This window comes from Comamonas endophytica (assembly GCF_023634805.2).
Taxonomy (GTDB): Bacteria; Pseudomonadota; Gammaproteobacteria; order Burkholderiales; family Burkholderiaceae_C; genus Comamonas; species Comamonas endophytica.
Genome location: NZ_CP106881.1, coordinates 611,118 through 637,083, shown reverse-complemented (window position 1 = coordinate 637,083; position 25,966 = coordinate 611,118). Strand labels below are relative to the sequence as shown.

The following is a 25,966-nucleotide window of genomic DNA, read 5'->3' as shown; positions in this document are numbered from 1 at the left end:
CGGCGGGGCAACCCGGGCGGCTCGCCCGGGCAGGCTCACCACGAACGGTCGAGCGCGCGGGCATCGCATGCAGCGCACGCCATGGGCACCGCGGCGCGGCAGATGCTCAGGCTCTTCCCTTCAGGAAGTCCAGCAGTTCCTCCCCAGGCGGCAGCGGCCGGCTGAAGTAATAGCCCTGGGCCTCGTCGCAGCCCATGTCGCGCAGGAACTGCAGCTGGGCGTCGGTCTCCACCCCCTCGGCAGTGGTCTGCATGCCCAGTGCCTGGGCCATGCGGATGATGGCGCTGACGATGGCGCGGTCGTTGCCGTCGTGGTCCAGGTCCTGCACGAACGACTGGTCGATCTTGAGCTTGTAGATCTGGAAGCGCTTGAGCTGGCTCAGCGAGGAATAGCCGGTGCCGAAATCGTCGATCGACAGGCGTACGCCGCGCGAGCGCAGCTGGTCCATGGTCTCGGTCGCGGTGCGCGGGTCGTTGACGGCCACGCCTTCGGTCAGCTCCAGCTCCAGCGCATCGGGCGGGACCGCGGCGGCATGCAGTATCTGGCTGACCAGGTCGGGCAGCTGCGGCTGGTGGAACTGGATGGCCGACAGGTTGACGGCGATCTTGAGCTCGGCCAGGCCCGCGCTGCGCCAGGCCTTGAGCTGCGCCACGGCATTGCGCAGCACCCATTCGCCGATCTGCAGGATCTGGCCCGTGTCCTCGGCGACGGGGATGAACTCGGAGGGCGAAATGGGACCGAGCTTGGGGTGGTTCCAGCGTAGCAGCGCCTCGACGCTGTGCACCCGGCCGGTGCGGATGCGCACCTGGGGCTGGTAGTGCAGCTGCAGCTCGTCGCGATCGAGGGCGCGGCGCAGCGCGTTCTCCAGCTGCAGCGCACGCAGCGACTGGGCGCGCATCTCGGGCGTGAAGAAGCGGTAGGTGTTGCGGCCGTCGAGCTTGGCGTGGTACATCGCGACGTCGGCCGACTGCGTCAGCGTGTCGAAGTCCATGCCGTCCTGCGGGTACAGGGCGATGCCCATCGAGGGCGCCATGGTCAGCTCGTGGTGGTCGATCTGGTAGGGCTGGCGCGAAGCTTCGAGCAGCTTGTCGGCCACGCGCGCCGCGCCGTGGGCATTGGCGCCGGGCAGCAGCAGCACGAACTCGTCGCCGCCGATGCGCGAGACCGTGTCCTTCTCGCGCACCACCGAGCGCAGCCGCTTGGCGATCTGCACCAGCAGGGTGTCGCCGACGCGGTGGCCCAGCGAATCGTTGACATGCTTGAAGTGGTCCAGATCCAGGAAGATCGCTGCCAGCGGCGCGCCGTTGTCGCGCGCCAGCTGGATCGCCTGGGTGCTGCGGTCGGCCAGCAGCGTGCGGTTGGGCAGGCCGGTCAGCGGGTCGTAATGCGCCAACCAGTAGATGCGGTCCTGGTCGCGCTTGCGGTCGGCCATCTCGCGGTGCAGGTCCTCGACGGTGGCGCTGAGCTCCCGCGTGCGGTCGCGCACCTGCTGTTCGAGCTGCTCGTGCACCTTCGCCAGCGCCGCCTGGGCCTGCGTGCGTTCGGTGATGTCGTCGGTGATCCAGATCGTGCCCTGGTCGGGATCGTGGGCATCGATGAGCTTGCAGCGCACCTCGCAGATGACGGTTCCGCCATCCTTCCTGGAGAGCATCATCTCGCCTTCGAAGCTCAAGCCCACGGTCAGCTGGCGCGCGATGTTCTGCTCCAGCCGCTCCCATTCGGCGGCGCTGGCGAACCAGTGGCGCGCGCTGGTGCCGATCAGCTCGCCCGGCCCGTAGCCGAGCATGGTCTCGAAGTGGCCGTTGCAGCGCGTGAGATGGCCGCGGCGCATGAAGATGATGCCCACGCTCGCATGGTCGAACAGCAACTGCCGCTCGCGCAGCGCGGTGTTGAGCAGGGCCTGGGCCTGGCGCTGCGCGTCGATGTCGTCGAGGGTCCAGACCGAGCCTTCCCCGGGCGCCTGCGGGTCGATGAGCCGGCCGCTGACGTCGCCCCAGAATAGCGTGCCGTCCTGGCGGCGCAGCTGGCATTCGGTGCGGAAGGTCAGCCCCTGGAGCATGCGTGTGCGCGCCGCGCGGGCCAGGCGCAGGAAGCTTCTGGCATCGGGGTGGAGCGACGTTCCAGTGCACCCCGCAAGCTCCCGGGCCGAGGCGTAGCCGAGGATCTCGGCAAAGCGCTCGTTGCAACGCACGATCTCCTGGCCATGCATGAAGGCGATGCCCACTCCGGCACTCGCCAAAAGAGTGTGCTGCTCGCGCTGGATGCGTTCGACTGCGTCAGGCAAGACGGTATGGGAGGAGGGCACGGAGGGGCGCTCGGGCAAAGGGTGTGGATGTGGCGTTCAGGCAGGCACGCAAAATGTTATGAAGTGTAGCATTGACACCAATTTGCATCCACTTGGCGACCCCGACGAAACCGCCCCTGCTAAGGCTGGGGTGCAGTCGCAGTGCTCCACCCATCCGATTCCCGCGGCCGCAACCCAAAGAGCAGGCCATGGCGCAGCGAGCCCTGCGTGACGCGCATTTCCTCGATGCCGAACAGCTGGAACACGGCCTGCATCACGCTCACGCCGCCGCCAATCACCGGCCGCAGCTCCTCGCGCAGGCCGGCCAGCTGCACCTGGCTGCTGTGCCCCTGCAGCTGCAGCTGTGCCTGCAGCCAGTGCAGCCCCGGCCGCGTGATCAGCCCGGGCGGATGACGCTGGGGGCCGCCAGCCTGGGCCGCCAGCACCCGGCTGATGGCGCCGGCCGTGCCCGAGGCGCCGTAGGCCTGCTCCCAATGCGCGGCGGAGAAATCCACCGCCAGCGGCTGCAGCAGCGCGCGGGCACTGTCGAGGGCCGCGTCGAACTGCTCCGGCCGCAGGCCGCCGTCGGCGAAATGCCGCAGCGACCAGGCCACGCTGCCGATCTCCACCGAACGCGTGCGCTGCGCGGCAAAGCCCTGGCCCAGGCACACCTCGGTCGAGCGTCCGCCGATGTCGACCACCAGGCGGCGGCGGTTCGAGGGCGGCAGCAGCCTCGCCACCCCTTGGTAGATCAGCCGGGCCTCCTCCTCGCCATCGATGACTTCGATGGGCACCCCGAGGATCGCACTGCCGCGCGCGAGGAAGTCGTCGCGGTTGGTGGCTTCGCGCAGGGTCTGCGTCGCCACGGCGCGCACCCGCTGCGGCGGCAGGCCGGCGATCAGCGCGGCGAAGCGCTGCAGGCAGGCCCAGCCGCGCTCCATGGCCTCGCGGCTGAGCCGGCCCTGGGCGTCCAGCGAGCCTCCCAGGCGGATGGTTTCCTTGCGACAGGTGTGTGACACAAGGCGGCCGCCGGCGAAATGTCCGATTTCCAGCAGGCAGCTGTTGGAGCCGATATCGATCGCGGCAAGCAGGCTGGCGTCGTGCATGGAAAGCAAAGAGGTCAAAAAGCGGGCAGCTTAGCACCTTAGCCTGGCCGCGTACGCATCCGTGCCAGCCGCCGACGCAAGATTGCCCCTGTCATGCAGGGCATCCACTGTCATCTCGCTGACACAAATGCGGTCGATACTCGGCGGTGCCGCGTCTTTTGCACATAGTAGGATTGTTTGTGACCCCCCTGACCTCTACACAGCCGGAGCGCGCCGCCCCCAGCGAGGCCGATGCGGCTGGCTTGAATCCGCAGACCCGGGAGGCGCCGGCGCAGGCCGAATCGGCGGCCGTGCCGCCCCTGGATGAAGCGGTGGCGCCGCCTGCGGACACCTTTGCCGAAGCACCGGGCGCAGCAGCGGGCGTGCTGCTCGACCGGGACCACAGCATCCTGGCGTTCAACGACCGGGTGCTCGACTGGGCCGTGCGCGACGATGTGCCGCTGCTCGAGCGCCTGCGCTATCTGTGCATCGTTTCCTCCAATCTGGATGAATTCTTCGAGGTCCGCGCGGCGCCGCACATCACCGCCGAACTCAGTGGAGACGGCCAGGGCGCGTACACGTCGGCGACCTTCCAGGCGCTGATGGAGCAGGCCCATGACCTGGTGGCGCGGCAGTACGAGCTCTACAACAAGGCCCTGGTGCCGGCCTTCGCGCGCCAGGGCATCCGCATCGTCTCGCATGGCGAGCGCTCGAGCGCACAGCGCCGCTGGGTGCGCGAGTATTTCCTGTCCGAGGTCCGGCCGCTGCTGATTCCGCTCGGGCTGGACCCGGCGCATCCATTCCCGCAGGTCGCGAACAAGGCGTTGAATTTCATCGTCCGGCTCAAGGGACCGGATGCGTTCGGCCGCACCAACGAGGTGGCGATCGTCAAGGTGCCGCGGGCCTTGCCGCGGCTGGTGCGGCTGCCGGCCAAGGTGGCGGGCAAGCAGCGCCTGTTCGTCAGCCTCTCGAGCATCGTGCGCGCCCACCTCAAGGAGCTGTTCCCGGGGCGAGAGGTGGTCGAGTTCTCGCAGTTCCGCGCCACGCGCCATTCGGAGCTGGCAGTGGACGAGGAAGACGTGGGCAACCTGCGCATGGCATTGCGCCAGGGGCTGCACCACCGCCACTACGGCCAGGCCGTGCGCCTGGAAGTGTCCTCCAGCTGCTCCCCGTTTCTTGCGGAACTGCTGCTGGCGCAGTTCCACCTGCCGCCGCAGGCGCTGTTCCGCGTGCAGGGCCCGGTCAATCTGGTGCGCCTGGGGCAGCTCGTCGACCTGGTCAACGATCCCTCGCTGCTGTTCCCGCCGTGGCAGCCGGCGTGGCCGCGCCAGCTGCAGCGCGGCGTGTCGGTCATGGCCCAGCTGCGCCAGCGCGATGTCCTGATCCACCAGCCCTTCGAGAGCTTCGAGGGCGTGCTGGCCCTGCTGCGCGAGGCGGTGAACGACCCGCAGGTGCTGGTGATCAAGCAGACCATCTACCGCACCGGCTCCGATTCGGAGCTGATGGACCTGCTGGCCGAAGCCGTGCGCCGCGGCAAGGAGGTCATGGCCGTGGTCGAGCTCAAGGCACGTTTCGACGAGGAGGCCAACATCAACTGGGCCGAGACGCTGGAGCGGGTCGGCGCCCAGGTGGTCTATGGCGTGGTCGGCCTCAAGACCCATGCCAAGATGATGCTGATCACGCGGCGCGAGGGCCGGCGCCTGCGCCGCTACGGGCACCTGTCCACGGGCAACTACAACCTGCGCAGCGCCAGGCTCTACACCGATCTGGGCTATATGACGTCGGACCCGACGGTGACGGCCGACATGGACGAGGTGTTCAACCACCTGGCCAGCCACAACCGCCTGCCGCAGCTGCAATGCCTGGTCATGGCGCCGTTCCATCTGCACAGCCGGATGATCGCCTTGATCGGCCAGACGGGCGAGGCCGCAGCCAAGGGGCAGCCGGCGCGCATCGTGGCCAAGATGAATGCGCTGACCGACGAGGCGCTGATCCATGCGCTGATCGCGGCCGGGCGCAAGGGCGTGCATATCGACCTGATCGTGCGCGGCGCCTGCATGCTCGCGCCGCAGGTTCCCGGGCTCACCGACAACATCCGCGTGCGCTCGGTGATCGGCCGCTTCCTGGAGCATACCCGGGTGTTCTACTTCCGCCAGGGCGAGAAGGAGAACCTCTACCTGTCCAGCGCCGACTGGATGAACCGCAACATGATGCGGCGCATCGAGCTGGCCTGGCCGGTGCGCGATGCGGCGCTGCGCCAGCAGATCATCGACGAGTGCCTGGTGGCCTATCTGCATGACGACCGCGATGCCTGGACGCTGAACCCCGACGGCACCTACACCCGCGCGCCGCGCCCCCAGCAGGGCAACGGCGCGCAGAACGCGCTGATGGGGCGCTACGGGCCGCCGCTGCTGGCGCTGCCCAATTGATCCGCTCAGGCACCCGCGCAGCGGGTGCTTTTTCATTCAAGGCACCCGCGCAGCAGGTGCTTTTTCATTCAAGGCACCCGCGCAGCAGGTGCTTTTTTTATTGCCAGTCCAGATCCAGCTGCCAGGAGGTCCTGAGCCAGGCCTGCTGCTCTTCCTGCAGCAGGAAAGCGGACTGGGGATAGGCCTGGGACCAGGCGCTGCTGGCGCTGAGCCTGAAGCGCTGGCCCTCGGCGGCGATCCGCAGGCTGGCGAGTTCGGGCGGGCGCCGGGCATGGCACAGCAGCACCGCCAGGCGCAGGGCCAGCAGTGAATGGACGCGCTGGGGCTCGGTCAGCATTTCGGGCTCCAGCTTGCGCAGCTTGCCGCGCTGCCCGCACACCAGCTGGGCCAGCAGCCCGCGCTCGGCCTGGGTGAAGCCCGCGGCCGAGGTGTTCTGCAGCACGTAGGCGCCATGGCGGTGGTAGTTGCTGTGCGCGATGTGGCTGCCGATCTCGTGCAGCAGCGCCGCATGGCGCAGCGCTTCATGGTGTTCGGGCGCGGTGTGGGGCGCCAGCTGCTCCAGCAGGTTGCGCGCCACGCCGGCCACGCGCTGCGCCTGGCCCGTGTCGACGCAGAATTTCTGCATCAGGCCCTGCACCGCCGCGCTGCGCAGGTCGGTGCAGGGCGGTGCCTGCTCGACGAGCGTGTAGAGCACCCCCTGGCGCAGCGCGCCTTCGGCCACCTGCAGCGAGCGCAGCTGCAAGAGGTCGAACAGCGCCTGCATGATGCTCACGCCGCCGGCAATGACGGCGCGGCGCTCTTCCTTGAGGCCGGCCAGCCGGATCTGGTCGGTGGTCTGGGCGCGCACCAGGCAGTCGTGCAGCCATTCGAGCCCTTCGGCGTCGATGACGCCGCTGGTGCGGCCATTGGCCGCCAGGATGTCGCCGATGGCCGCCGCCGTGCCTGAAGAGGCATAGACCGCGTCCCAGTCGCCCGCATGCAGCGTGTCCAGCGCCTCGTCGAGCACTGCGCGCGCTGCCACGGCCGCCAGCGAGAAGGCGGCGCGGCTCAGTTCGCCCTTGGGGAAATAGCGCTGCGACCAGGCCACGCTGCCCAGGCGCAGAGACAGCGCCTGCTGCGTCTCCTGCTGGCGCCCGAGCACCAGCTCGGTCGAACGTCCGCCGATGTCGATGACCAGGCGGCGTTCATCGGAGGCCGGCAGCAGGCTGCTCACGCCGCGGTAGATCAGCCGGGCTTCCTCCTCGCCGCCGATGATCTCGATCGGATAGCCCAGCAGCTCGGCGCCGCGGCGCACGAAGGCCTCGCGGTTGCGCGCCTCGCGCAGGGTCTGGGTCGCGACCGCGCGCACCTGGGTCGCGGGAAAGCCGGCCAGGCGCTCGCCGAAGCGCGCCAGGCAGTCCCAGCCGCGCTGCATCGCTTCTTCGGAGAGATAGCGGTCGGCATCGAGCCCGCCGCCCTGGCGCACCGTCTCCTTAAGGTATTCCACGCGCTGGAAGTGGTGATGGGAAAAGTTGCCGATCTCCAGCCGGAAGCTGTTGGATCCAAGGTCGATGGCGGCGAACAGGTTCTGAGCGGTCATTCTGCGCCTGGGTTGAGTGCAAAGAAATGCGGCGCGTGCCGCATGGCACTCGCCGTGGGGCACAAGCGTACACCACGGACGATGGCAGCTTTGTGAAAGGGCCACAGAAAATTGTGACAGCTCGCCCTTGCTGCGCCCGCTTGCCGTGCGACGCAAGGGCCTGGCGTTCCTCGGCAGTGCAACGGGACTACGTCCAGGTGCATGAGGCTTTCAATCAACGATGTACAATAGACAAAAACTATTAAACTGATTATATTAATAGAATTACTTAAATTCGGGCAATCATGATGGGTTAGGCAACTCCTGCAAAACCTTGCTGACAAGCGCCCTCTTAGCTATTGGAGATGACCATGTCAAAGGTGGAGTCGTTTGGTTTCAGGAAAAGTTCCATGGCAGTCGCTGTGACCTGCACATTGCTGGGATACAGCAGCATTGCGTTGGCGGGGAACTCTTCCTCCCGGCCAGCGCGCAAGCAACAGGATGTGGGGGCGCCAGCGAATCCGCAGGCGGCTGCTTCGGCGCGGCCGCTCAATGCTCCCTTCGGGCCAGCCGGCCCGCTGGATGGCCACAGTGCGTCGGCAGCCGCTGCGTCTGGAGTCGATATGCCGACAGCCGCTGCATCGGCAGCCGCTGCATCGGCAGCTGTCCAAAAGCCAGCGATACGAACAAATGTGGGGGCATCGTGGAGCCTTCTTGACAGATTGATGCTGCCGCCGAGCCAAATTTCTCAGCGCCACCGACCAGAACAGGATTCTGGAAATGATGGATGGGAGTCGGATGCGGACGCGGAGCAATATGCCAAGCAGAACCGGGCTGAGATCCAGAAAATGTTTCAGGCTGAAAAAGAGCTGGAACTCAAGGCACGGGAAAACACGCAGAAAAACGAGCAGAAAAGGGCACTGCGAGCGGCAGCGAAGCACAATCGCAGCTTGCAGGTTTCGGACGATGAAGAAAAAAAAGAGCAGGAACGCAAGGCACCAGGAACTACACAGAAAAGGGCGGAGAAAAAGGCACCGGGAGTGGTGAAAGACGGTGGTCAAAGCTTGCAGGACTTATTGCGTGCGACCCTGCAGAGCAATAGGCGTCGAGTCCATGACCCGGATGACGTTCCAACTGCACCCGCGCCCAGGACAGATGAGCGGCCCCCGAAGCTAGCGCCCGAAAGGCGAGATATACCGGCACTGCTCAACGTGATTTCCCCCCAAAGAGTGGCGCAGGCGCAGGCGCGGGCCGAGGCGCAGAAGCAGGCACAGCCAATAGCACCGCAAGCACCGGATGCACCGGATGCACCGGGACTTGCAGCCGACGTTCCGCCCGCACCGCCACTGGCACCCGGCATGTCGTTTGCCCCGGCACCCGCAGCAGCGCAGCCCGCGCAGGTACCGCCCGCACCGCCGCTGGCACCCGGCATGTCGTTTGCCCCGGCACCCGCGGAAGCGCCGCCCGCGCAGGTACCGCCCGCACCGCCACTGGCACCCGGCATGTCGTTTGCCCCGCCACCCGCAGCAGCGCAGCCCGCGCAGGTACCGCCTGCACCGCCACTGGCACCCGGCATGTCGTTTGCCCCGGCACCCGCGGAAGCGCCGCCCACGCAGGTACCGCCCGCACCGCCACTGGCACCCGGCATGTCGTTTGCCCCGCCACCCGCAGCAGCGCAGCCCGCGCAGGTACCGCCCGCACCGCCACTGGCACCCGGCATGTCGTTTGCCCCGGCACCCGCGGCGGCGCCGCCCACGCAGGTACCGCCCGCACCGCCACTGGCACCCGGCATGTCGTTTGCCCCGGCACCCGCGGCAGCACAGCCCGCGCAGGTACCGCCAGCACCGCCGCTGGCACCCGGCATGTCGTTTGCCCCGGCACCCGCGGCAGCGCCGCCCGCGCAGGTACCGCCCGCACCGCCGCTGGCACCCGGCGTGTCGTTTGCCCCGCCACCCGCAGCAGCGCCGCCCGCGCAGGTACCGCCTGCACCGCCACTGGCACCCGGCATGTCGTTTGCCCCGGCACCCGCGGAAGCGCCGCCCGCGCAGGTACCGCCCGCACCGCCTCTGCCACCCGGCGTGTCGTTTGCCCCGCCACCCGCAGCAGCGCCGCCCGCGCAGGTACCGCCCGCACCGCCTCTGCCACCCGGCGTGTCGTTTGCCCCGCTACCCGCGGCGGCGCCGCCCGCGCAGGTACCGCCCGCACCGCCTCTGCCACCCGGCGTGTCGTTTGCCCCGGCACCCGCGGCAGCGCCGCCCACGCAGGTACCGCCCGCACCGCCGCTGGCACCCGGCATGTCGTTTGCCCCGCCACCCGCGGCAGCGCCGCCCGCGCAGGTACCGCCCGCACCGCCACTGGCACCCGGCATGTCGTTTGCCCCGCCACCCGCGGCAGCGCAGCCCGCGCAGGTACCGCCTGCACCGCCACTGGCACCCGGCATGTCGTTTGCCCCGGCACCCGCGGAAGCGCCGCCCACGCAGGTGCCGCCCGCACCGCCGCTGGCACCCGGCATGTCGTTTGCCCCGGCACCCGCGGCAGCGCAGCCCGCGCAGGTACTGCCCGCATCGCCGCTGGCACCCGGCATGCCGTTTGCACCGGCGCCTCGGGTGGCACAGCCCGTTTTGGCCGTCACTGTTCCGGTAGCCACGGCTGCGCCAGCGACGCCTGCGGCCTTGCCGGTCAAGGCTTCGCGCAAGCGGCCCGCCGATATGCTCATCGACACCGATACCCGCCTGGAGTTCGACGGCAGGATGGGCCGCGCGGTCAAGCTCATCAAGCTGGGAACTGGCACGCTGGTGCTGAACCATGCGGGCGAGATGCGTGAGGGCGTGCATCTCAAGAAAGGCCGCATCGAACTGGGGCATGCCCAGGGGCTGGGTACGGGCACCCTGTTCATGGACGATGGCAGTACCATTGATCTCGTGGCCGATGGCATGCACATTGCCAATCCGCTGCACATGACCGGCAGCGATGATCCGGAAATCCATACCAGCGGCAACCATGCGACCTGGGATGGCGCCATCACCGGCGCCGGCTTCCTGACCAAGCAGGGCGCCGGCAGCCTGACTTTGACGAGCGTGCATAACCGCTACACCGGGGCGACCGAGATCGCCCAGGGGACGCTGCAAGCCGGCGCGCCGAATACCTTCAGCGCGGCCTCGGCGCACAGCATTGCCGCGGACGCCGCGCTGAACCTTGCGGGGTTCGATCAGAGCATTGCCGGTCTGCACAACGGCGGCGTGGTCCAGTTCGGTGCCGCGCCGGGAGCACCAGGCACCGTGCTCACCGTCAGCGGCCCCTATGTGGGCCAGGGCGGCGAGCTGGCTGTTTCCGCCAACGCCAATGGCAGCGACCGGATGCGGCTCAGTGGCGCGGCGGCCGTGGCCAGCGGCAATACCACCGTGCGTGTCACCAATCCCGGTGACCTGGGGGCGCCCACCACGGGCGAGGACATCGAAGTCGTCGGCACCGAGAACGGCGCGCGCCTCGAGCCCGGGGCTTTTGCCCTCGCAGGCGAGCATGTGGATGCAGGCGCCTACGAATACCGCCTGCATCAGACCGACCGCAGCGCGAACCTGAAGTCGGCCTACCGCGCGGAAGTCCCGCTGGTTTCTGCGCTGCCGGCGCAGCTGCGCCAGGCCGACATCGCCATGCTCGGCAGCATGCACCAGCGCCAGGGAGGCGAACCGGGCGGCGCAGCCTCCGACCGCCGCGCCTGGGGGCGCATCCTGCGCACCGAACCCCGCATTCGCCAGCAAGGCACGGTGAGCCCGCAAAGCAGCGGCCACCTCGACGGTTTCCAGGCGGGCCTGGACCTGTATGCGGCAAGCAACGCCCAGGCCGGCGTCTATCTGGGCCAGCTCAAGGGCGATATGAGGGTCCAGGGCCTTGCCAGCGGCGTGGCCGGTAAGCATGTGGGTTTCAACCACCTGCGGGGCCGCTACCTGGGTGCCTATGCCAACTGGAAGGGCGATACCGGCCTGTATGCCGACACCGTGGTGCAGTGGGGCGAATACCGCAGCCATCTGCATGCGCAGGATAGCCACGCAACGACCAAAGCCCACAGCCGGCTGGCATCCTTCGAGGTGGGTCAGCCCCTGGCCATCGACAGCCGCTGGCAGATCGAACCCCAGGCCCAGCTGGTCTATCGCCAGCTCAGCCTGGGCGACACGGCGTTGACCCATGCAACGGTGAAGCACAAGACCCCCAGCGACTGGACGCTGCGCCTGGGCGCACGCATCAAGGGCAGCCTGATCACCAGCGCGGGCGCACTCCAGCCCTACGGAAGTGTCAATCTGTACAAGACCAGCAGCACCAGCGATGTCGCCCGCTTTGTGGCTCCTGCCATCACGACCGACATCAAGGCCCGTGGTGGCCACACGAGCACGGCGCTGGCAGCGGGTGCGGCATTGCAGGTGAACCCGCGTACCGGCTTCTACGGCGAAGTCAGCCGGCAGTGGGCCAATGGTGGGCATGCCACTGTCAAGAGCGGCGTACAAGCCGCCGTGGGGGTGAAACTGCTCTGGTGACAGCGGGGGCCCCTGAGCCGCTGCTGTCACAGACAACCATCAGTTTGTCACAGGGCCGTCATATAACGTTTTTAAAGTAGCGCACATCACAGTTTTTTCCAACCTGAGAGGTGTGTTCATGAAGTGGTCCGTGATTCAAATCCTGGCGGCTGGTGTCGTTGCCGGCTCCGGCGCGGGCAGCGCCTTCGCGCAGCAGGAAGCCACCGGCGCGGGCGCCAGCTTCCCCGCACCCCTGTACTCCAAGTGGGCGGCCGACTACAACAAGGCCACCGGCGTGAAGATCAACTACCAGTCGGTGGGTTCGAGCGCCGGCCTGAAGCAGATCGAAGCCAAGACCGTTGATTTCGGCGCTTCGGACGAGCCGATGAAGGACGCCGAACTGGCGCAAAAGGGCCTGGTGCAGTTCCCCACCGTGATCGGCGGCATCATCCCCGTGGTCAACATCGCCGGCGTGCAGCCCGGCCAGCTCAAGCTCAACGGCCAGGTGCTGGGCGACATCTACCTGGGCAAGATCACCAAGTGGAACGACGCGGCCATCGTCGCGCTGAACCCCGGCCTGAACCTGCCCAACGCCACGATCGCTCCGGTGCGCCGCGCCGACGGTTCGGGCACGACCTTCGGCTTCACCAACTACCTGAGCAAGGTCAACGCCGAGTGGAAGGAAAAGGTCGGTGAAGGCAAGGCCGTGAACTGGCCCACGGGCGCGGGCGGCAAGGGCAACGAAGGCGTCGCCGCATTCGTCGGTCGCCTGCCCAACTCCATCGGCTATGTCGAGTACGCCTATGTGAAGCAGAACAAGATGACCTACGCGCTGCTGCAGAACGCTGCCGGCAACTTCGTCGCCCCTGAAGAAGCTTCGTTCAAGGCCGCCGCCGCCGGCGCCGACTGGAGCAAGAGCTTCTACCAGATCCTGGGCAACCAGCCCGGCAAGGATGCATGGCCCATCACTTCGGCCACCTTCATCCTGATGCACAAGGTGCAGGACAAGCCGGCCCAGGCCGCCGCCGCCCTGAAGTTCTTCGACTGGGCCTTCAAGTCGGGCGACCAGACCGCCAGCGGCCTGGACTACGTGGCCATGCCCCAGGACGTGAAGAACGTGATCTACAAGTCCTGGAATGAGATCAAGGACACCTCCGGTAAAGTGATCGCTGTCAAGTAAGCAGCTCCATGGCGGTGCACTCCGGTGCACCGCCTTTTTGGTGCTTGTATTGATGAACCCCATTTTGTAGAGGCGCTCAGCGTGTCCACTCCATCGACTGCTCGTCCGATGCCCGGGTCTGTGAAGACCGCGGCAGCGTCACGCGCTCCCACTCCCCGCCGCCTGGGCCTGCTGTCCGGCGCCTGGGCCGACCGCATTTTTGCCCTGCTCGCGCGCGCTGCAGCCGTGCTGACCCTGGCGCTTCTCGCGGCCATCCTGGGCTCGCTGCTGGTGGGCGCCTGGCCCGCGATCCGCGAATACGGCCTGGGCTTCTTCACCAGCAGCGTCTGGGACCCGGTGCAGGACCAGTACGGCGGGTTGGTGATGATCTACGGCACGCTGGCCACCTCGTTCATCGCGCTGGTGATCGCCGTACCGGTGAGCTTCGGCATCGCGCTGTTCCTGACCGAGCTGTCCCCCGCCTGGCTCAAGCGCCCGCTGGGCACCGCCATCGAGCTGCTGGCGGCCGTGCCCTCCATCGTCTACGGCATGTGGGGCCTGATGGTTTTCGGCCCGGTGCTCGCCACCTACGTGCAGGCGCCGCTGCAGTCGCTGTTTTCAGGCGTGCCCTATCTCGAGGCCTTCGTGTCCGGCCCTCCCGTGGGCATCGGCATCCTGTCGGCCGGCATCATCCTGGCCATCATGATCATTCCGTTCATCGCCTCGGTCATGCGCGACGTGTTCGAAGTCACGCCGGCACTGCTCAAGGAATCGGCCTACGGCCTGGGCTCCACCACCTGGGAAGTGGTGTGGAAGGTCGTGCTGCCCTACACCAAGACCGGCGTGCTTGGCGGCGTCATGCTGGGCCTGGGCCGCGCGCTGGGTGAAACCATGGCCGTCACCTTCGTCATCGGCAACATGAACCAGCTCAACTCGGTGTCGATCTTCGAGGCCGCCAACAGCATCACCTCGGCGCTGGCCAACGAATTCGCTGAAGCCGGCGCGGGCCTGCACCAGGCCTCGCTGATCTATCTGGGCCTGATCCTGTTCTTCATCACCTTCGTGGTGCTGTCGATGTCCAAGGTGCTGCTGTCGCGGCTGAAGAAAAGCGAAGGAGCGCGTTCATGAGCCAGCTTCCTGCAAACGGCACGGCCCACCGGGTCCTGCAGGCGGCCGAGCTGGCCGCTGAACGCCAGGCGCGCTACGCCGGGCGCAAGCGCCTGAACCAGATCGCGCTGACGCTGGCGCTGGCCGCCATGGCCTTCGGCCTGTTCTGGCTGATATGGATCCTCTGGGAAACCATCCGCCTGGGCCTGGGCGGCCTGAGCATGATGCTTTTCTCGGACATGACGCCGCCGCCCAATGAAGCCGGCGGCCTGGCCAATGCGATCTTCGGCTCGGTGGTCATGGTGGGCCTGGCGACGCTGATCGGCACGCCCATCGGCATCATGGCCGGCATCTACCTGGCCGAGTACGAGCAGCGCGGCTTGCTCGCGCGCACCACGCGCTTCGTCAACGACATCCTGCTGTCCGCGCCCAGCATCGTTATCGGCCTGTTCGTCTATGCCGTGGTCGTGGCCCGCTTCAAGAGCTTCTCCGGCTTTGCCGGTGTCGTGGCGCTGGCGCTGATCGTGATTCCGGTGGTGATCCGCACCACGGAGAACATGCTGGTGCTGGTTCCGGCCAGCCTGCGCGAGGCCGCCTATGCCCTGGGCACGCCCAAGTGGAAGGTCATCACGATGGTGACGCTGCGCGCGGCGCGCGCCGGCGTGATCACCGGCGTGCTGCTGGCCGTGGCGCGCATCGCGGGCGAGACCGCGCCGCTGCTGTTCACCGCGCTGAACAACCAATTCTGGAACGCCGACCTGAGCAAGCCCATGGCCAGCCTGCCGGTGACCATCTTCAAGTTTGCCATGAGCCCCTACGAGAACTGGCAGCAGCTGGCCTGGGCCGGCGTGTTCCTGATCACGGTGGCGGTGCTGGGCCTGAACATCCTCGCACGCACGCTCACACGCCAGAAATAAGGCCAAGGAAATCTCCATGTCGACCCCTCACTCTCCCGTTTCCCCCCTGTCCTCGAAGCTGACGGTGCGCAACCTGAACTTCTACTACGGCAAGTTCCACGCCCTCAAGGGCATCAACCTGGAAATCCCCGAAAAGAAGGTCACGGCCTTCATCGGCCCCTCGGGCTGCGGCAAGTCGACGCTGCTGCGCACCTTCAACCGCATGTTCGAGCTCTACCCCGAGCAGCGCGCCCAGGGCGAGATCCTGCTGGACGGCGAGAACCTGCTGACCAGCAAGCAGGACGTTGCGCTGATCCGCGCCAAGATCGGCATGGTCTTCCAGAAGCCCACGCCCTTCCCGATGTCGATCTACGACAACATCGCGTTTGGCGTGAAGCTGTTCGAGCGCCTGAGCGCCACCGATATGGACGACCGCGTCGAGTGGGCGCTGCGCAAGGCGGCGCTGTGGAACGAAGTGAAGGACAAGCTGCAGCAAAGCGGCGCCGGCCTGTCCGGCGGCCAGCAGCAGCGCCTGTGCATCGCGCGCGGCATCGCCATCAAGCCCGAAGTGCTGCTGCTCGACGAACCCTGCTCGGCGCTCGACCCGATCTCCACGGCCAAGATCGAGGAGCTGATCGCCGAGCTGAAGAACGACTACACGGTGGTGATCGTCACGCACAACATGCAGCAGGCGGCGCGCTGCAGCGACTACACCGCCTACATGTACCTGGGCGACTTGATGGAGTTCGGCGAGACCGAGCAGATGTTCTTCAAGCCCCAGCGCAAGGAAACCGAGGATTACATCACTGGCCGCTTCGGCTGAGGAGACAACAAGCATGACCGACAAACACCTCTCGTCGCAATTCGACAGCGAGCTCAACCGCATCTCCACGCGGGTGATGGAGCTCGGTGGCATGGTGGAAGCGCAGATCCGCCTGGCGGTCTATTCGCTCGCGGAGCTGAGTGTCGAGGCCGCCGAGCAGGTGGACGCGACCGAGCAGCAGATCAACGCGATGGAAGTCGAGATCGACCACGAGCTGTCCTCGATCATCGCGCGGCGCCAGCCGACGGCGCGCGACCTGCGCCTGCTGATGGCCTTCTCCAAGGCCATCACCAACCTCGAGCGCATGGGCGACGAGGCGCACAAGATGTCGCGCATGGTGCGCTCGATCATCAACAGCGGGGCGGCGCGCGTGCTGCCCTCCAACGAGCTGCGCGTGGCTGCCGACCTGGCCTCGGGCCTGCTGCGCAAGACGCTCGATGCGCTCGCGCGCCTCGACACCAAGGGCGCGGTGGCGATCCTCAAGGAAGACGACCTGATCGACCAGGAATTCGACGGCTTCGTGCGCAAGCTCATCACCTACATGATGGAGGACCCGCGCACCATCTCGGCAAGCCTGGATCTGCTGTTCCTGGCCAAGGCCATCGAGCGCATCGGCGACCATTCGAAGAACCTGGCGGAACAGATCATCTACCTGGTGGAAGGCAAGGACGTGCGCCACCAGACCATGGCGGCCATTGAATCGGCCGTGCTTTGAGCGGGAAGACAACAGGGATGAAGAAATTGCCCTTGGTTCTCATTGTCGAGGACGAACCAGCGATTGCCGAGCTGATTGCGGTGAACCTGCGGCACAACGGCTTCCAGCCGATCTGGGCCGAAGACGGGGTGTCGGCCCAGCGCGAGCTCGATGCGGTGCTGCCCGACGTGATCCTGCTGGACTGGATGCTGCCCGGCACGAGCGGACTGGCGCTGGCGCGCAAGTGGCGCGCGGATGCCCGCACCAAGCCCGTGCCGATCCTGATGCTCACGGCGCGCGGCGACGAGCCCGACAAGGTCGCGGGGCTGGATGCGGGCGCCGACGACTACATCACCAAGCCCTTTTCCACCCAGGAGCTGCTGGCGCGCATCCGCGCCGTGCTGCGCCGGCGCGCGCCCGAGCAGCTGCAGGACCAGGTCAGCGCCGGCGCGCTGGTGCTGGACGCGGCGGCCCACCGCGTGAGCTACAGCGGCGAGCCGCTCAAGCTCGGGCCGACGGAGTTCAAGCTGCTGCATTACTTCATGAGGCACCCCGAGCGCGTGCACAGCCGCTCGCAGTTGCTGGACAAGGTCTGGGGCGACCATGTCTTCATCGAGGAGCGCACGGTCGACGTGCATGTCAAGCGGCTGCGCGAGGCGCTGGGCGAAGCCAGCGGGCTGGTCGAGACGGTGCGCGGCGCAGGCTATCGCCTGAGCCTTCCTCCGGCAAATCCAAGCACCCCCTGAGCCGCTTACGCGGCTTTCCCCTCCCATCCTTCGGGGGAGGGGGCGGCCCGCGTAGGGGCGGCACTCTCGGTGCGGGGCGGCCCTTCCTCGGTGCCTCTGTGATGGGGCATGCCAGTGAGCAAGCCGCGCCCGATACCGACAGCATGTGGGACTGAGAATCGATAGGAGCATGCTGCCGGCGCAGCAATGGGCAAAAAATATGGTCTCGCGTAGTTTGTGGTTTCTGGGGTTGCAGTTGGCGGGCAGCGCGGCGGGCTGCTGGCTGGGGGGCGTGCCGGGCGCGCTGATCGGCATGCTGCTGGGCAGCTGGCTTTGGTTCGCCCATGACAGCTGGGGCGCCCTGCGGCTGCTGGCCTGGCTGCGCAGCACCGAGCTGGCCCATGCCCCCGTGCAGCGCGGGCTGTGGGGCGAGGTCGGCGACCGCGCGCGGCGCTGGCTGCGCCAGCAGCGCCAGCAGACCCAGGCCAGCGACGAGCGCCTGAACGACATGCTGTCGGCGCTGCAGGCCAGCCCGAACGGCGTGGTGTTGCTCGACGAGGAAGGGCGCATCGAGTGGTGCAACCAGATCTCCAATATCCAGTTCGGCTTCGATGCGGTGCGCGACCGCATGCAGAACATCGGCAACCTGGTGCGCGATCCGGCCTTCAGCCACTACCTGCATGCGCAGGACTTCTCCCGCGGCGTGGTGCTGCAGGGGCGCGACAGCACGCCGGCGCGGCCCATGCGCCTGGCCGTGCAGCTCTACCCCTATGGCGATGGCCGGCGCCTGCTGCTGGCGATCGACATCACGGAGCACGAGCAGGCCGAGGCCATGCGCCGCGATTTCGTCGCCAACGTATCGCACGAGATCCGCACGCCGCTGACGGTGCTGGTGGGCTTCGTCGAGACCCTGCAGACCCTGCCGCTGGAAGAGGAGGAGCGCGCGCGCTACCTGGCGCTGATGGCGCAGCAGTCGGCGCGCATGCAGCATCTGGTCGAAGACCTGCTGGCGCTGTCGCGCCTGGAGGGCAGCCCGCCGCCGGGGCTGACGCAGTGGACGCCCGTGGGCCTGCTGCTGCGCCAGTGCGAGGACGAGGCACGCGGGCTGTCGGTGGCGCTGACGCGCGCCAACGCCCGGCCGCATGTCATCGAATTCCCGGATTCGGCGCCCGGCGTGGACCTGGGCGAGATCGCCGGCGCGGCCACCGAGCTGCAGAGCGCGTTCTCCAACCTGCTGGCCAACGCGCTGCGCTACACCCCGGCCGGCAAGCGCGTCACGGTGCGCTGGCAGGCGCATGCCGATGGCAGCGCCACCTTCTCCGTGCAGGATGAGGGGCCAGGCATCGAATCGACGCACCTGGCGCGGCTGACCGAGCGCTTCTACCGCGTGGACCGCAGCCGCTCGCGCGACACCGGCGGCACCGGCCTGGGGCTGGCCATCGTCAAGCATGTGCTGCAGCGCCATGGCGCGACGCTCGACGTGCGCAGCACGGTGGGCAGCGGCTCGGTGTTTTCCGTCACCTTTCCTGCGCAGCGCCTGCGCCCACCGGCGCTGCCGGCCCCCGCAGACGCCTCATGAGGGTTGGGCGCCCGGTGCGCGGTGCCGGCGCAGCGTGCGCCACAGCAGGGCGCTGAAGGCCAGCGCCGTGACCCACAGCGCCAGCGCGCTCATCGCCCAGAACGGCGCCGGCGTGGGCCGGCCGCTCCAGGGGCCGACGCCACCATAGGCCAGCCAGTAGCCGCCGGCCAGGCCGCCGCCCCACAGCAGCACGCAGTAGGTCAGCAGCGGCACCACGGTGATGCGGTAGCAGCGCAGCACGAAAACGCAGAAGCACTGCACGGAGTCGGCCACATGGTAGGCCGCGACCCACAGCAGCAGTGCGCCGGCCAGCGCCGCCACCTGGGCATCGCTGGTGTAGACCGTCGTCAGCCAATACCGCCCGGCCAGCAGCAGGCCGCCCAGTAGCAGGCCCAGCAGCGCCGCCAGGCGCCAGCCCAGCGCCACCAGCTGCTGCGCCTGCGCCTCGTTGCCCGCGCCGCGCCACCAGCTCACGCGCGCGCTGGTGGCGATAGCCAGCGACAGCGGCACCATGTAGCAGACGCCCGCGAGATTGGCCGCGATCTGGTGGCTGGCCGCGGCCAGGTTGCCCTGGCGCGCGACGAACAGCGCCACCAGCGTGAAGGAGGTCACTTCCACGAGAATCGCCATGCCTGCGGGCAGGCCCAGGCGCAGGAACTGGCCGATCCGGCGCCAGTCGATGCGCTCCATGCGCTGCCACAGCTGCAGCGGTACATAGAGCGGCTGCGTGCGCAGCAGCCACAGGCCCACGCCGAACAGCGTGTAGTTGACCACCAGCGTGGCCCAGGCGCAGCCGGCCACGCCCAGCGCCGGCAGGCCCGCGCCGCCAAAGGTGAACCAGACCGACAGCGGCAGCTTGAGCGCCAGCGCGCCGAGCTGCAGCCAGGTCACCAGCAGGGGCCGCCCCAGCGACTGGTTGAGCGTGCTGTAGATGCGAAACAGCATGGCCGCCGGCAGCCCCCAGGCCAGGATCGCGAGGTACCGGCGCACGTCGCCCTCGAGCGCCTCGGGCACATCGGTCCAGCGCAGCAGCGGCTCGGGCGACAGCAGCACCGACATGCCGACCACGCAGATGCCCAGACACAGGTACAGCGACTGGCGCAGCGAGCCGCCGATGGCCGCCAGCCGGCCCGCGCCGCGCTGCTCGGACCACAGCGGCAGAAGCGCCTGCAGGATGCCCATCAGCGAGATATAGACGCTGATGAACACCGCCGAGGCCACCGACAGCGCGGCAAGCGCCGCGGGGGAATAGCGCCCGGCGACGATGGTGTCGGTCACGCCGAAGGCCATGACGGCCAGCTGGCCCGCCAGCACCGTGAGCGCATGGCGGGCAATGGTCGAGAGCTCGGATCTCATCGGCCCGGTCGCTTGCGCAGCAGCACCAGCTGGTCGTTCCTCACCGTGGGCCGCGCGATGCGCGCCACCGGCTGCCAGTCGCGCTGCAGCGCGCGGTCCTGCGTGGCATCCCACATCTGCGCCTCGGCCACCAGCCAGTCGCAGGGCCGGCGGTTCGCGCTGGTCGTCGAGATCTGCGTGGTCGTCACCTTGCCGTGGAACTCCAGGCCCACCAGCTGCGCGCGGCTGAGCCCGTAGGTGGCCACGCAGCGCGGCGCCGGCTCGCCCATCGCCGCCATGACCTGCCGCACCTGCGGCGCGTAGCTGCGCGCGTAATCCAGCAGCGGCAACCACAGCGTCATCAGCAGGAGCCAGCCGAGCGTCGCGCCCGAGGCCGGCAGCACCAGGCTCTTCCAGATCACGGCGCGGTTGCGCGCGGTGCGCCAGACCACCAGCGCACACCAGGCAACGGTTGCCGCCAGCGCCACGCCCAGCGCCAGCAGCGAGAACTCGGGCACGAAGCCCGGCGCCAGCTTGGCGACGTTGGCGGCCGGCTTGGCGGGCACGCCGGTCTGCATGGAAATCCAGATCACCCAGATGGCAATGGCCGACACGCTGAAGAACAGCAGCGTGAACCAGTCGATCAGCGCGCCGATGCTGCGGCGCAGCGTGGGCAGCGCGAACGCGGCCAGCGTGGCGATGGCCGGCAGGCCCGGCAGCAGCGCGCGGTCGGCAGGCTGGGTCAGAACGGCGGCAACGATGGCGAGCCCGGCAAACCAGATCGGCAGCACCAGATGGCGGTGGCGCAGCGGATGCGCGATCTGCCGGCGCCAGCGCCACAGCGTCCACAGCGCCAGCGGCCAGGCGGGCCAGCTGAACCACAGCAGCAGGCGCAGCAGGCTGGGCCATTCGGGGCTGCCCCAGCCCGGCAGCGCAATGCGCCACTGCCAGATCTCGAGCCAGGTGGCGAGCAGGGCGGCCAACGCGGTGCTGGCCAGCCAGCCCAGCGCCCACCAGCGCGCGGCGCGCGTGGCTTCGACCGGCGACAGCCAGGCCAGCGCCGCCCCGCCCAGGCCCATCAGCACCGCCATCGTCGGCGCGCCGCTGAGCACCAGCCCGGCCAACCCCAGCAGCATGGCGACAGCGGGCGCGGCACGGCGGTAGGGCATGGCCGCGGCCGCGAAGAACACCAGCGTGGTGCAGGCCAGTTGGGTCACGTAGCTGGTGGTCTCGTGCGACAGCTGTGCCAGGCCCAGGCTGGCGATCAGCGCCAGCAGCCCGCCGTCGGCCATGGCGCGCGCGTAGTCGATGGGGTTGGCCTCGCCGCCAAAGGCAAAGGCCACCGGTTGGGCGCCAGGGCTGCGCGCCAGGCAGTACACGCCCCACCAGGTCGCGGCCATGGTCAGCAGCAGCAGCAGCATGAAGGGCACCCGCACGGCCATTTCCGGCGGCAGGGCGGAAGGCAGCAGCTGCAGCGCCCAGGCGCCGAGCCAATAGGCCAGCAGGCCGTCGGTCTGCGGCCCCATGCCGGCGAGCAGCGGATCGAGCCACTCGGTGCGGCCCTCGAACAGCGCGCGCATGTAGCCGAAGGCCGTGATGTCGGCGTTCCTCCAGGGCGCGCGGCCGACGAAGCCCGGCACCACGTAGGCCAGGCACAGCAGCACCAGGGCCCAGCGCGGCAGGCGGCGCACGGCCTGTTGCGAAACGATGGCGGGAGTAGGTTGGTTCACGCGGCGTTAGGACGTCAGGAAAAGAGCAAGAATACGCGAAGCCGGGCGGATGGCCGCGACAATGGCGCGCGACGCGGCCAAAGAAAAAGGCAGCCCGGTTGCCCGGGCTGCCTTTGGCATGGGAGCGCAGTATTACTTGGCTGCGGTCTTGCCGAAACGGTTGCGGAAGCGCTCGACGCGGCCGCCCATGTTGTCGACAGACTTCTGCGTGCCGGTGTAGAAGGGATGCGATTCGCTCGAAGTGTCCAGCTTGAACATCGGCAGTTCGCGACCGTCGTCGGTCGTGCCCATTTCCTTGGTGTTCACGCAGGAACGGGTCACGAACTTGAAGCCGTTGGACAGGTCAACGAACAGCACTTCGCGGTAGTTGGGGTGGATTCCTTCTTTCATGATCTTCCTTCAGGTCAAGTGCGGTAGCCGTGCCCAACCCAGTGCAACCTTTGCATTGGTTCAAATTGAACGTACTTTCCGCAATAGAAAAAGCCCCCGAGTATACCTCGGAGGCTTTTGGTGCAGGTACAGCCTTGCGCACGGGTGGGAATTAGCCGCCGCGGCGCATCATGTCGAAGAAGTCGTTGTTGGTCTTCGTCGCCTTCATGTTCTTGATCATCAGCTCGGTGGCCTCGATGTCGTCCATGTTGTATAGGAACTGGCGCAGGATGCGCGTCTTGTTCAGGATCTCGGTCGACAGCAGCAGCTCCTCGCGGCGCGTGCCGCTCTTGTTGAGCTCGATGGCCGGGAACACGCGCTTCTCGTAGAGGCGGCGGTTCAGGTGCAGTTCGCTGTTGCCCGTACCCTTGAACTCCTCGAAGATCACTTCGTCCATGCGGCTGCCGGTATCGACCAGGGCGGTGGCGATGATGGTCAGCGAACCGCCTTCCTCGACCTTGCGCGCCGCGCCGAAGAAGCGCTTGGGGCGCTGCAGCGCGTTGGAATCGACACCGCCCGACAGCACCTTGCCCGACGAGGGCACGACGTTGTTGTAGGCGCGGGCCAGGCGCGTGATCGAGTCCAGCAGGATCACGACGTCCTTCTTCAGCTCGACCAGGCGCTTGGCGCGCTCGATGACCATTTCGGCCACGTGGACGTGGCGCGTGGCCGGCTCGTCGAAGGTCGAGGCAATGATCTCGCCCTTGACCGAGCGCTGCATTTCCGTGACTTCTTCCGGGCGCTCGTCGACCAGCAGCACCATCATGTGCACGTCGGGGTGGTTGGCGGTGATGGCGTGGGCGATGTTCTGCATCATCATCGTCTTGCCGCTCTTGGGCGGGGCGACGATCAGCGCGCGCTGGCCGCGGCCGATGGGGGCGATGATGTCAATGATGCGGCCGGTGATGTTCTCGTCCGACTTGATCTCGCGTTCCAGGCGCAGCTGCTCCTTGGGGAACAGCGGCGTCAGGTTCTCGAACATCACCTTGTGCTTGTTCTGCTCCGGCGGGCCGCCGTTGACCTTGTCGAGCTTGGTCAGCGCGAAATAGCGCTCGCCGTCCTTGGGCGTGCGCACTTCGCCTTCGATCATGTCGCCGGTGTGCAGGTTGAAGCGGCGCACCTGGCTGGGGGAGATGTAGATGTCGTCCGTGCTGGCGGTGTAGCTGGTATCGGGGCTGCGCAGGAAGCCGAAGCCATCGGGCAGGATCTCGAGCACACCGTCGGCAAATACCTGTTCGCCGGCCTTCGCGCGCTTCTTGATGATGGCAAACATGATTTCCTGTTTGCGCATCCGGCCAACGTTTTCGATCTCGAGCTCTTCGGCCTGCTTCAGGACTTCAGACACGTGCTGTGCCTTGAGTTCATTAAGGTGCATGGGGTGACTCCTTGGCGGAGTGTTTGGAATCAGGAATGAGGCGGAAGGCTGGGCGGTACACGGAAAGTCGTGGGCCCTAGCTTGCCTGGTGATCTCGAAACGGCCGTCAATGCAGTGGGCCGGTGATCTGTGCAGATTATGACAGGAAAAGATCTGCGGGCAGGAAATAACGGAACTGGGACGCGTTGCGCGGCCGCAGGAAGGGGGCCCCAGGGTGGTGGATCAAGGCGATCGCACCACCCGGGAACCGGGGCTATCTGACGATCAGGCCAGTTGTTCGTCCAGGAACGCGGTCAGCTGGGCCTTGCTCAACGCGCCGACCTTGGTGGCGGCCAGCTCGCCGTTCTTGAACAGCATCAGCGTGGGGATGCCGCGGATGCCGAACTTCGCGGGGATCTCGCGGTTTTCATCGACATTCATCTTGGCGATGGTCAACTTGCCCTGGTAGGTGCCGGCGACTTCGTCAAGGATCGGGGCGATCATCTTGCAGGGGCCGCACCACTCGGCCCAGTAATCCACCAGCACCGTGGTGCCGGCTTGCAGCACTTCGGCTTCGAAAGAGGCGTCGGAGACATTCTTGATGAGGGCGCTTGCCATGGATTTTTCCTTGGGGTGTTGGCTGAATAAGGCGAATTCTCGCAAAACTGGCTTCGATTGTGACAGCAAACGCGCTTGCAGGCACTGATGAAGACGACATATGGCGCTATGACTGTCATAGCGTGGGGCGATGAGCCTGCAAAAGGCGCGGTCGCGTCCTGCATCTTTGGCGGCGACATGCCACATGGCGGTATGCTGCGCGCCTTGCACCCATGCGTTTCAACGAGGAATCCACCGAATGACCGAAGCCCCCACTCCCCATGCGCCACTGGACTGCGACGTCGCCATCGTCGGGGGCGGCCCGGCCGGCCTGATGGCCGCCCAGCGCCTGGCGCAGGCCGGCGTGCGCGTGCATCTGTTCGATGCCATGCCCTCGGTGGGGCGCAAGTTCCTGCTGGCCGGCAAGGGCGGCCTGAACCTGACCCATTCGGAGCCGGATGACGCCTTTGCCGCGCGCTTTGGCGCGCGCCGCGCGCAGATCGAGCCCATGCTGCAGGTCTTTGGCGCCGCGCAGGTCAAGGAATGGGCTGCGGGTCTGGGCATCGAGACTTTCGTCGGCACCTCGGGGCGCGTGTTTCCCGTCGGCATGAAGGCCGCGCCGCTGCTGCGCGCCTGGCTGGTGCAGCTGCGCTCCCTGGGTGTGCAGTTCCATACGCGCCACCGCTGGCTGGGATGGAAGACCGAGGGCGAAGGCGAGGGCGCGCTGCGCTTTGCCACGCCCGCAGGGGAGCTGCTGGTGCGCGCGCGGGCGCTGGTGCTGGCGCTGGGCGGCGCGAGCTGGCCGCAGCTGGGCTCGGACGGCGCGTGGGCGCCGTGGCTCGAGGCGCGCGGCGTGCACGTGGCTCCGCTGCAGCCAGCGAACTGCGGCTTCGACGTGCTGAACGTGGCGTCCGGCACCGCGGAGACACGGCGCACCTTCCTGCGCGAGCTCGTGGGCCTGGAGGCGGCGCCGGCGCGCGGCTGGACGCCGCATTTCCAGGAACGCTTTGCCGGCCAGCCGCTCAAATCGGTCGGCCTGTCTTTCACCGACAGCCAGGGCCATGCCTTTGCGCGGCGCGGGGAATTCGTCATCACCGCAACCGGCATCGAAGGCAGCCTGGTCTACGCCGCCTCGCAGTGGCTGCGCAACGAGATCGGGGGCCATGGCCATGCGACGCTGCATCTCGACCTGCTGCCCGAACACGGCGCCGAACGCGTCGCCGCCGAGGTCTGCCATCCACGCGGCGCGCGCAGCCTGAGCAGCCACCTCAAGAGCCGACTGGGCATCGATGGCGTGAAGATGGGCCTGCTGCATGAAGTGCTGGGGCGCGAGGGCGTCAACGATCCCGCAGCACTGGCACAGGCCATCAAGGCCCTGCCGCTGACGCTGGCGGCGGCCCGCCCGGTGGCCGAGGCCATCAGCACCGCGGGCGGCGTGGCCTTCGAGGCGCTCGATGCCAACGGCATGCTGCAGGCCATTCCCGGTGTGTTCTGCGCGGGCGAGATGCTCGACTGGGAGGCGCCGACGGGTGGCTATCTGCTGACGGCCTGCCTGGCCAGTGGCGTGTACACGGCCGAAGGCGTGCAGAAGTTCCTGGCAGCGTGAGAGCGGATCCGGCCGGCACCCTGCGCCGGCCGCAGCAAGGCAAATACCCACGCCAGATGGGTTGCCGT

At 67.7% G+C, this 25,966-nt stretch carries 18 protein-coding genes; 10 read left to right on the top strand and 8 right to left on the bottom strand.

All coding sequences use genetic code 11. The annotated features are described in order from the left end of the window. Positions 1-106 precede the first annotated feature (106 nt). A complete protein-coding gene (locus M9799_RS02725; RefSeq protein WP_318530287.1) occupies positions 107-2,284 on the bottom strand; it encodes an EAL domain-containing protein in 2,178 nt (725 codons plus the stop codon). A 140-nt stretch (positions 2,285-2,424) separates the two neighbouring features. Then, positions 2,425-3,390, bottom strand: a complete 966-nt coding sequence (locus tag M9799_RS02720) for a Ppx/GppA family phosphatase (protein ID WP_231044303.1) — start codon at positions 3,388-3,390, stop codon at positions 2,425-2,427. 311 nt (positions 3,391-3,701) lie between these two features. Between M9799_RS02720 and ppk1 the strand changes: the two genes are divergently transcribed. Then, positions 3,702-5,798 (top strand): polyphosphate kinase 1, encoded by a 2,097-nt coding sequence (gene ppk1 / locus M9799_RS02715; protein ID WP_422689390.1) that lies wholly within the window; start codon positions 3,702-3,704, stop codon positions 5,796-5,798. A 97-nt stretch (positions 5,799-5,895) separates the two neighbouring features. Here ppk1 and M9799_RS02710 read toward each other — a convergent pair whose 3' ends face one another. Then, positions 5,896-7,377 (bottom strand): Ppx/GppA phosphatase family protein, encoded by a 1,482-nt coding sequence (locus M9799_RS02710; RefSeq protein ID WP_231044304.1) that lies wholly within the window; start codon positions 7,375-7,377, stop codon positions 5,896-5,898. Between the two features lie 1,190 nt (positions 7,378-8,567). Here M9799_RS02710 and M9799_RS02705 point away from each other — a divergent pair. The 8 genes from M9799_RS02705 to phoR all read left to right on the top strand — a co-directional run bounded on the left by M9799_RS02705 (position 8,568) and on the right by phoR (position 18,847). Then, on the top strand, positions 8,568-11,885 hold the full coding sequence (locus tag M9799_RS02705; protein ID WP_263725585.1) for an autotransporter family protein: 3,318 nt from the start codon (positions 8,568-8,570) through the stop codon (positions 11,883-11,885). Between the two features lie 118 nt (positions 11,886-12,003). Further along, positions 12,004-13,044, top strand: coding sequence for a phosphate ABC transporter substrate-binding protein PstS (pstS, locus tag M9799_RS02700; protein ID WP_231044305.1), 1,041 nt, complete (start codon positions 12,004-12,006; stop codon positions 13,042-13,044). 108 nt (positions 13,045-13,152) lie between these two features. Continuing rightward, positions 13,153-14,151 (top strand): phosphate ABC transporter permease subunit PstC, encoded by a 999-nt coding sequence (gene pstC / locus M9799_RS02695; RefSeq protein WP_231044306.1) that lies wholly within the window; start codon positions 13,153-13,155, stop codon positions 14,149-14,151. Further along, complete coding sequence (gene pstA / locus M9799_RS02690) at positions 14,148-15,047, top strand: phosphate ABC transporter permease PstA (RefSeq protein ID WP_231044307.1); 900 nt, start codon at positions 14,148-14,150, stop codon at positions 15,045-15,047. The genes pstC and pstA overlap by 4 nt, the downstream gene beginning before the upstream one ends. Positions 15,048-15,063: 16 nt before the next feature. Next, positions 15,064-15,849 (top strand): phosphate ABC transporter ATP-binding protein PstB, encoded by a 786-nt coding sequence (gene pstB / locus M9799_RS02685; RefSeq protein ID WP_231044308.1) that lies wholly within the window; start codon positions 15,064-15,066, stop codon positions 15,847-15,849. 13 nt (positions 15,850-15,862) lie between these two features. After that, a complete protein-coding gene (gene phoU, locus M9799_RS02680; protein ID WP_231044309.1) occupies positions 15,863-16,564 on the top strand; it encodes a phosphate signaling complex protein PhoU in 702 nt (233 codons plus the stop codon). A gap of 17 nt (positions 16,565-16,581) precedes the next feature. Beyond that, the gene (phoB, locus tag M9799_RS02675) at positions 16,582-17,289 is read left to right on the top strand and encodes a phosphate regulon transcriptional regulator PhoB (RefSeq protein ID WP_231044310.1); all 708 of its coding nucleotides are present in this window, start codon (positions 16,582-16,584) and stop codon (positions 17,287-17,289) included. Between the two features lie 199 nt (positions 17,290-17,488). Continuing rightward, positions 17,489-18,847, top strand: a complete 1,359-nt coding sequence (gene phoR, locus M9799_RS02670; RefSeq protein ID WP_231044311.1) for a phosphate regulon sensor histidine kinase PhoR — start codon at positions 17,489-17,491, stop codon at positions 18,845-18,847. On the opposite strand, the gene M9799_RS02665 is transcribed toward phoR, so the two are convergent. The 5 genes from M9799_RS02665 to trxA form a co-directional block, all read right to left on the bottom strand. Next, a complete protein-coding gene (locus M9799_RS02665) occupies positions 18,842-20,203 on the bottom strand; it encodes an MATE family efflux transporter (RefSeq protein WP_231044312.1) in 1,362 nt (453 codons plus the stop codon). The genes phoR and M9799_RS02665 overlap by 6 nt on opposite strands. After that, entirely contained in the window at positions 20,200-21,912 is a 1,713-nt protein-coding gene (locus M9799_RS02660) for a hypothetical protein (RefSeq protein WP_231044313.1), read from the bottom strand. Before M9799_RS02660 ends, M9799_RS02665 begins: the two co-directional genes overlap by 4 nt. 132 nt (positions 21,913-22,044) lie before the next feature. Then, positions 22,045-22,302, bottom strand: coding sequence for a type B 50S ribosomal protein L31 (locus M9799_RS02655; protein ID WP_231044314.1), 258 nt, complete (start codon positions 22,300-22,302; stop codon positions 22,045-22,047). Between the two features lie 151 nt (positions 22,303-22,453). Beyond that, positions 22,454-23,716 carry a transcription termination factor Rho gene (rho, locus tag M9799_RS02650; RefSeq protein ID WP_231044315.1) on the bottom strand — a complete coding sequence of 421 codons (1,263 nt, stop codon included), beginning with the start codon at positions 23,714-23,716 and terminating at the stop codon, positions 22,454-22,456. Positions 23,717-23,980: 264 nt separating this feature from the next. Further along, a complete protein-coding gene (trxA, locus tag M9799_RS02645) occupies positions 23,981-24,313 on the bottom strand; it encodes a thioredoxin TrxA (RefSeq protein ID WP_231044316.1) in 333 nt (110 codons plus the stop codon). A 238-nt stretch (positions 24,314-24,551) separates the two neighbouring features. Here trxA and M9799_RS02640 point away from each other — a divergent pair, with 238 nt between their 5' ends. Beyond that, the gene (locus tag M9799_RS02640) at positions 24,552-25,898 is read left to right on the top strand and encodes a TIGR03862 family flavoprotein (RefSeq protein WP_231044317.1); all 1,347 of its coding nucleotides are present in this window, start codon (positions 24,552-24,554) and stop codon (positions 25,896-25,898) included. The last annotated feature ends 68 nt before the right edge of the window (positions 25,899-25,966 follow it).

What these genes read in the sequence shown, in the direction of transcription:
- M9799_RS02720 (WP_231044303.1), bottom strand. Translation starts at nt 3,390, where the DNA reads ATGCACGACGCCAGCCTGCTTGCCGCGATCGATATCGGCTCCAACAGC.
- M9799_RS02710 (WP_231044304.1), bottom strand. Translation starts at nt 7,377, where the DNA reads ATGACCGCTCAGAACCTGTTCGCCGCCATCGACCTTGGATCCAACAGC.
- pstS (WP_231044305.1), top strand. Translation starts at nt 12,004, where the DNA reads ATGAAGTGGTCCGTGATTCAAATCCTGGCGGCTGGTGTCGTTGCCGGC.
- pstC (WP_231044306.1), top strand. Translation starts at nt 13,153, where the DNA reads ATGCCCGGGTCTGTGAAGACCGCGGCAGCGTCACGCGCTCCCACTCCC.
- pstA (WP_231044307.1), top strand. Translation starts at nt 14,148, where the DNA reads ATGAGCCAGCTTCCTGCAAACGGCACGGCCCACCGGGTCCTGCAGGCG.
- pstB (WP_231044308.1), top strand. Translation starts at nt 15,064, where the DNA reads ATGTCGACCCCTCACTCTCCCGTTTCCCCCCTGTCCTCGAAGCTGACG.
- phoU (WP_231044309.1), top strand. Translation starts at nt 15,863, where the DNA reads ATGACCGACAAACACCTCTCGTCGCAATTCGACAGCGAGCTCAACCGC.
- phoB (WP_231044310.1), top strand. Translation starts at nt 16,582, where the DNA reads ATGAAGAAATTGCCCTTGGTTCTCATTGTCGAGGACGAACCAGCGATT.
- phoR (WP_231044311.1), top strand. Translation starts at nt 17,489, where the DNA reads ATGGTCTCGCGTAGTTTGTGGTTTCTGGGGTTGCAGTTGGCGGGCAGC.
- M9799_RS02665 (WP_231044312.1), bottom strand. Translation starts at nt 20,203, where the DNA reads ATGAGATCCGAGCTCTCGACCATTGCCCGCCATGCGCTCACGGTGCTG.
- M9799_RS02655 (WP_231044314.1), bottom strand. Translation starts at nt 22,302, where the DNA reads ATGAAAGAAGGAATCCACCCCAACTACCGCGAAGTGCTGTTCGTTGAC.
- rho (WP_231044315.1), bottom strand. Translation starts at nt 23,716, where the DNA reads ATGCACCTTAATGAACTCAAGGCACAGCACGTGTCTGAAGTCCTGAAG.
- trxA (WP_231044316.1), bottom strand. Translation starts at nt 24,313, where the DNA reads ATGGCAAGCGCCCTCATCAAGAATGTCTCCGACGCCTCTTTCGAAGCC.
- M9799_RS02640 (WP_231044317.1), top strand. Translation starts at nt 24,552, where the DNA reads ATGACCGAAGCCCCCACTCCCCATGCGCCACTGGACTGCGACGTCGCC.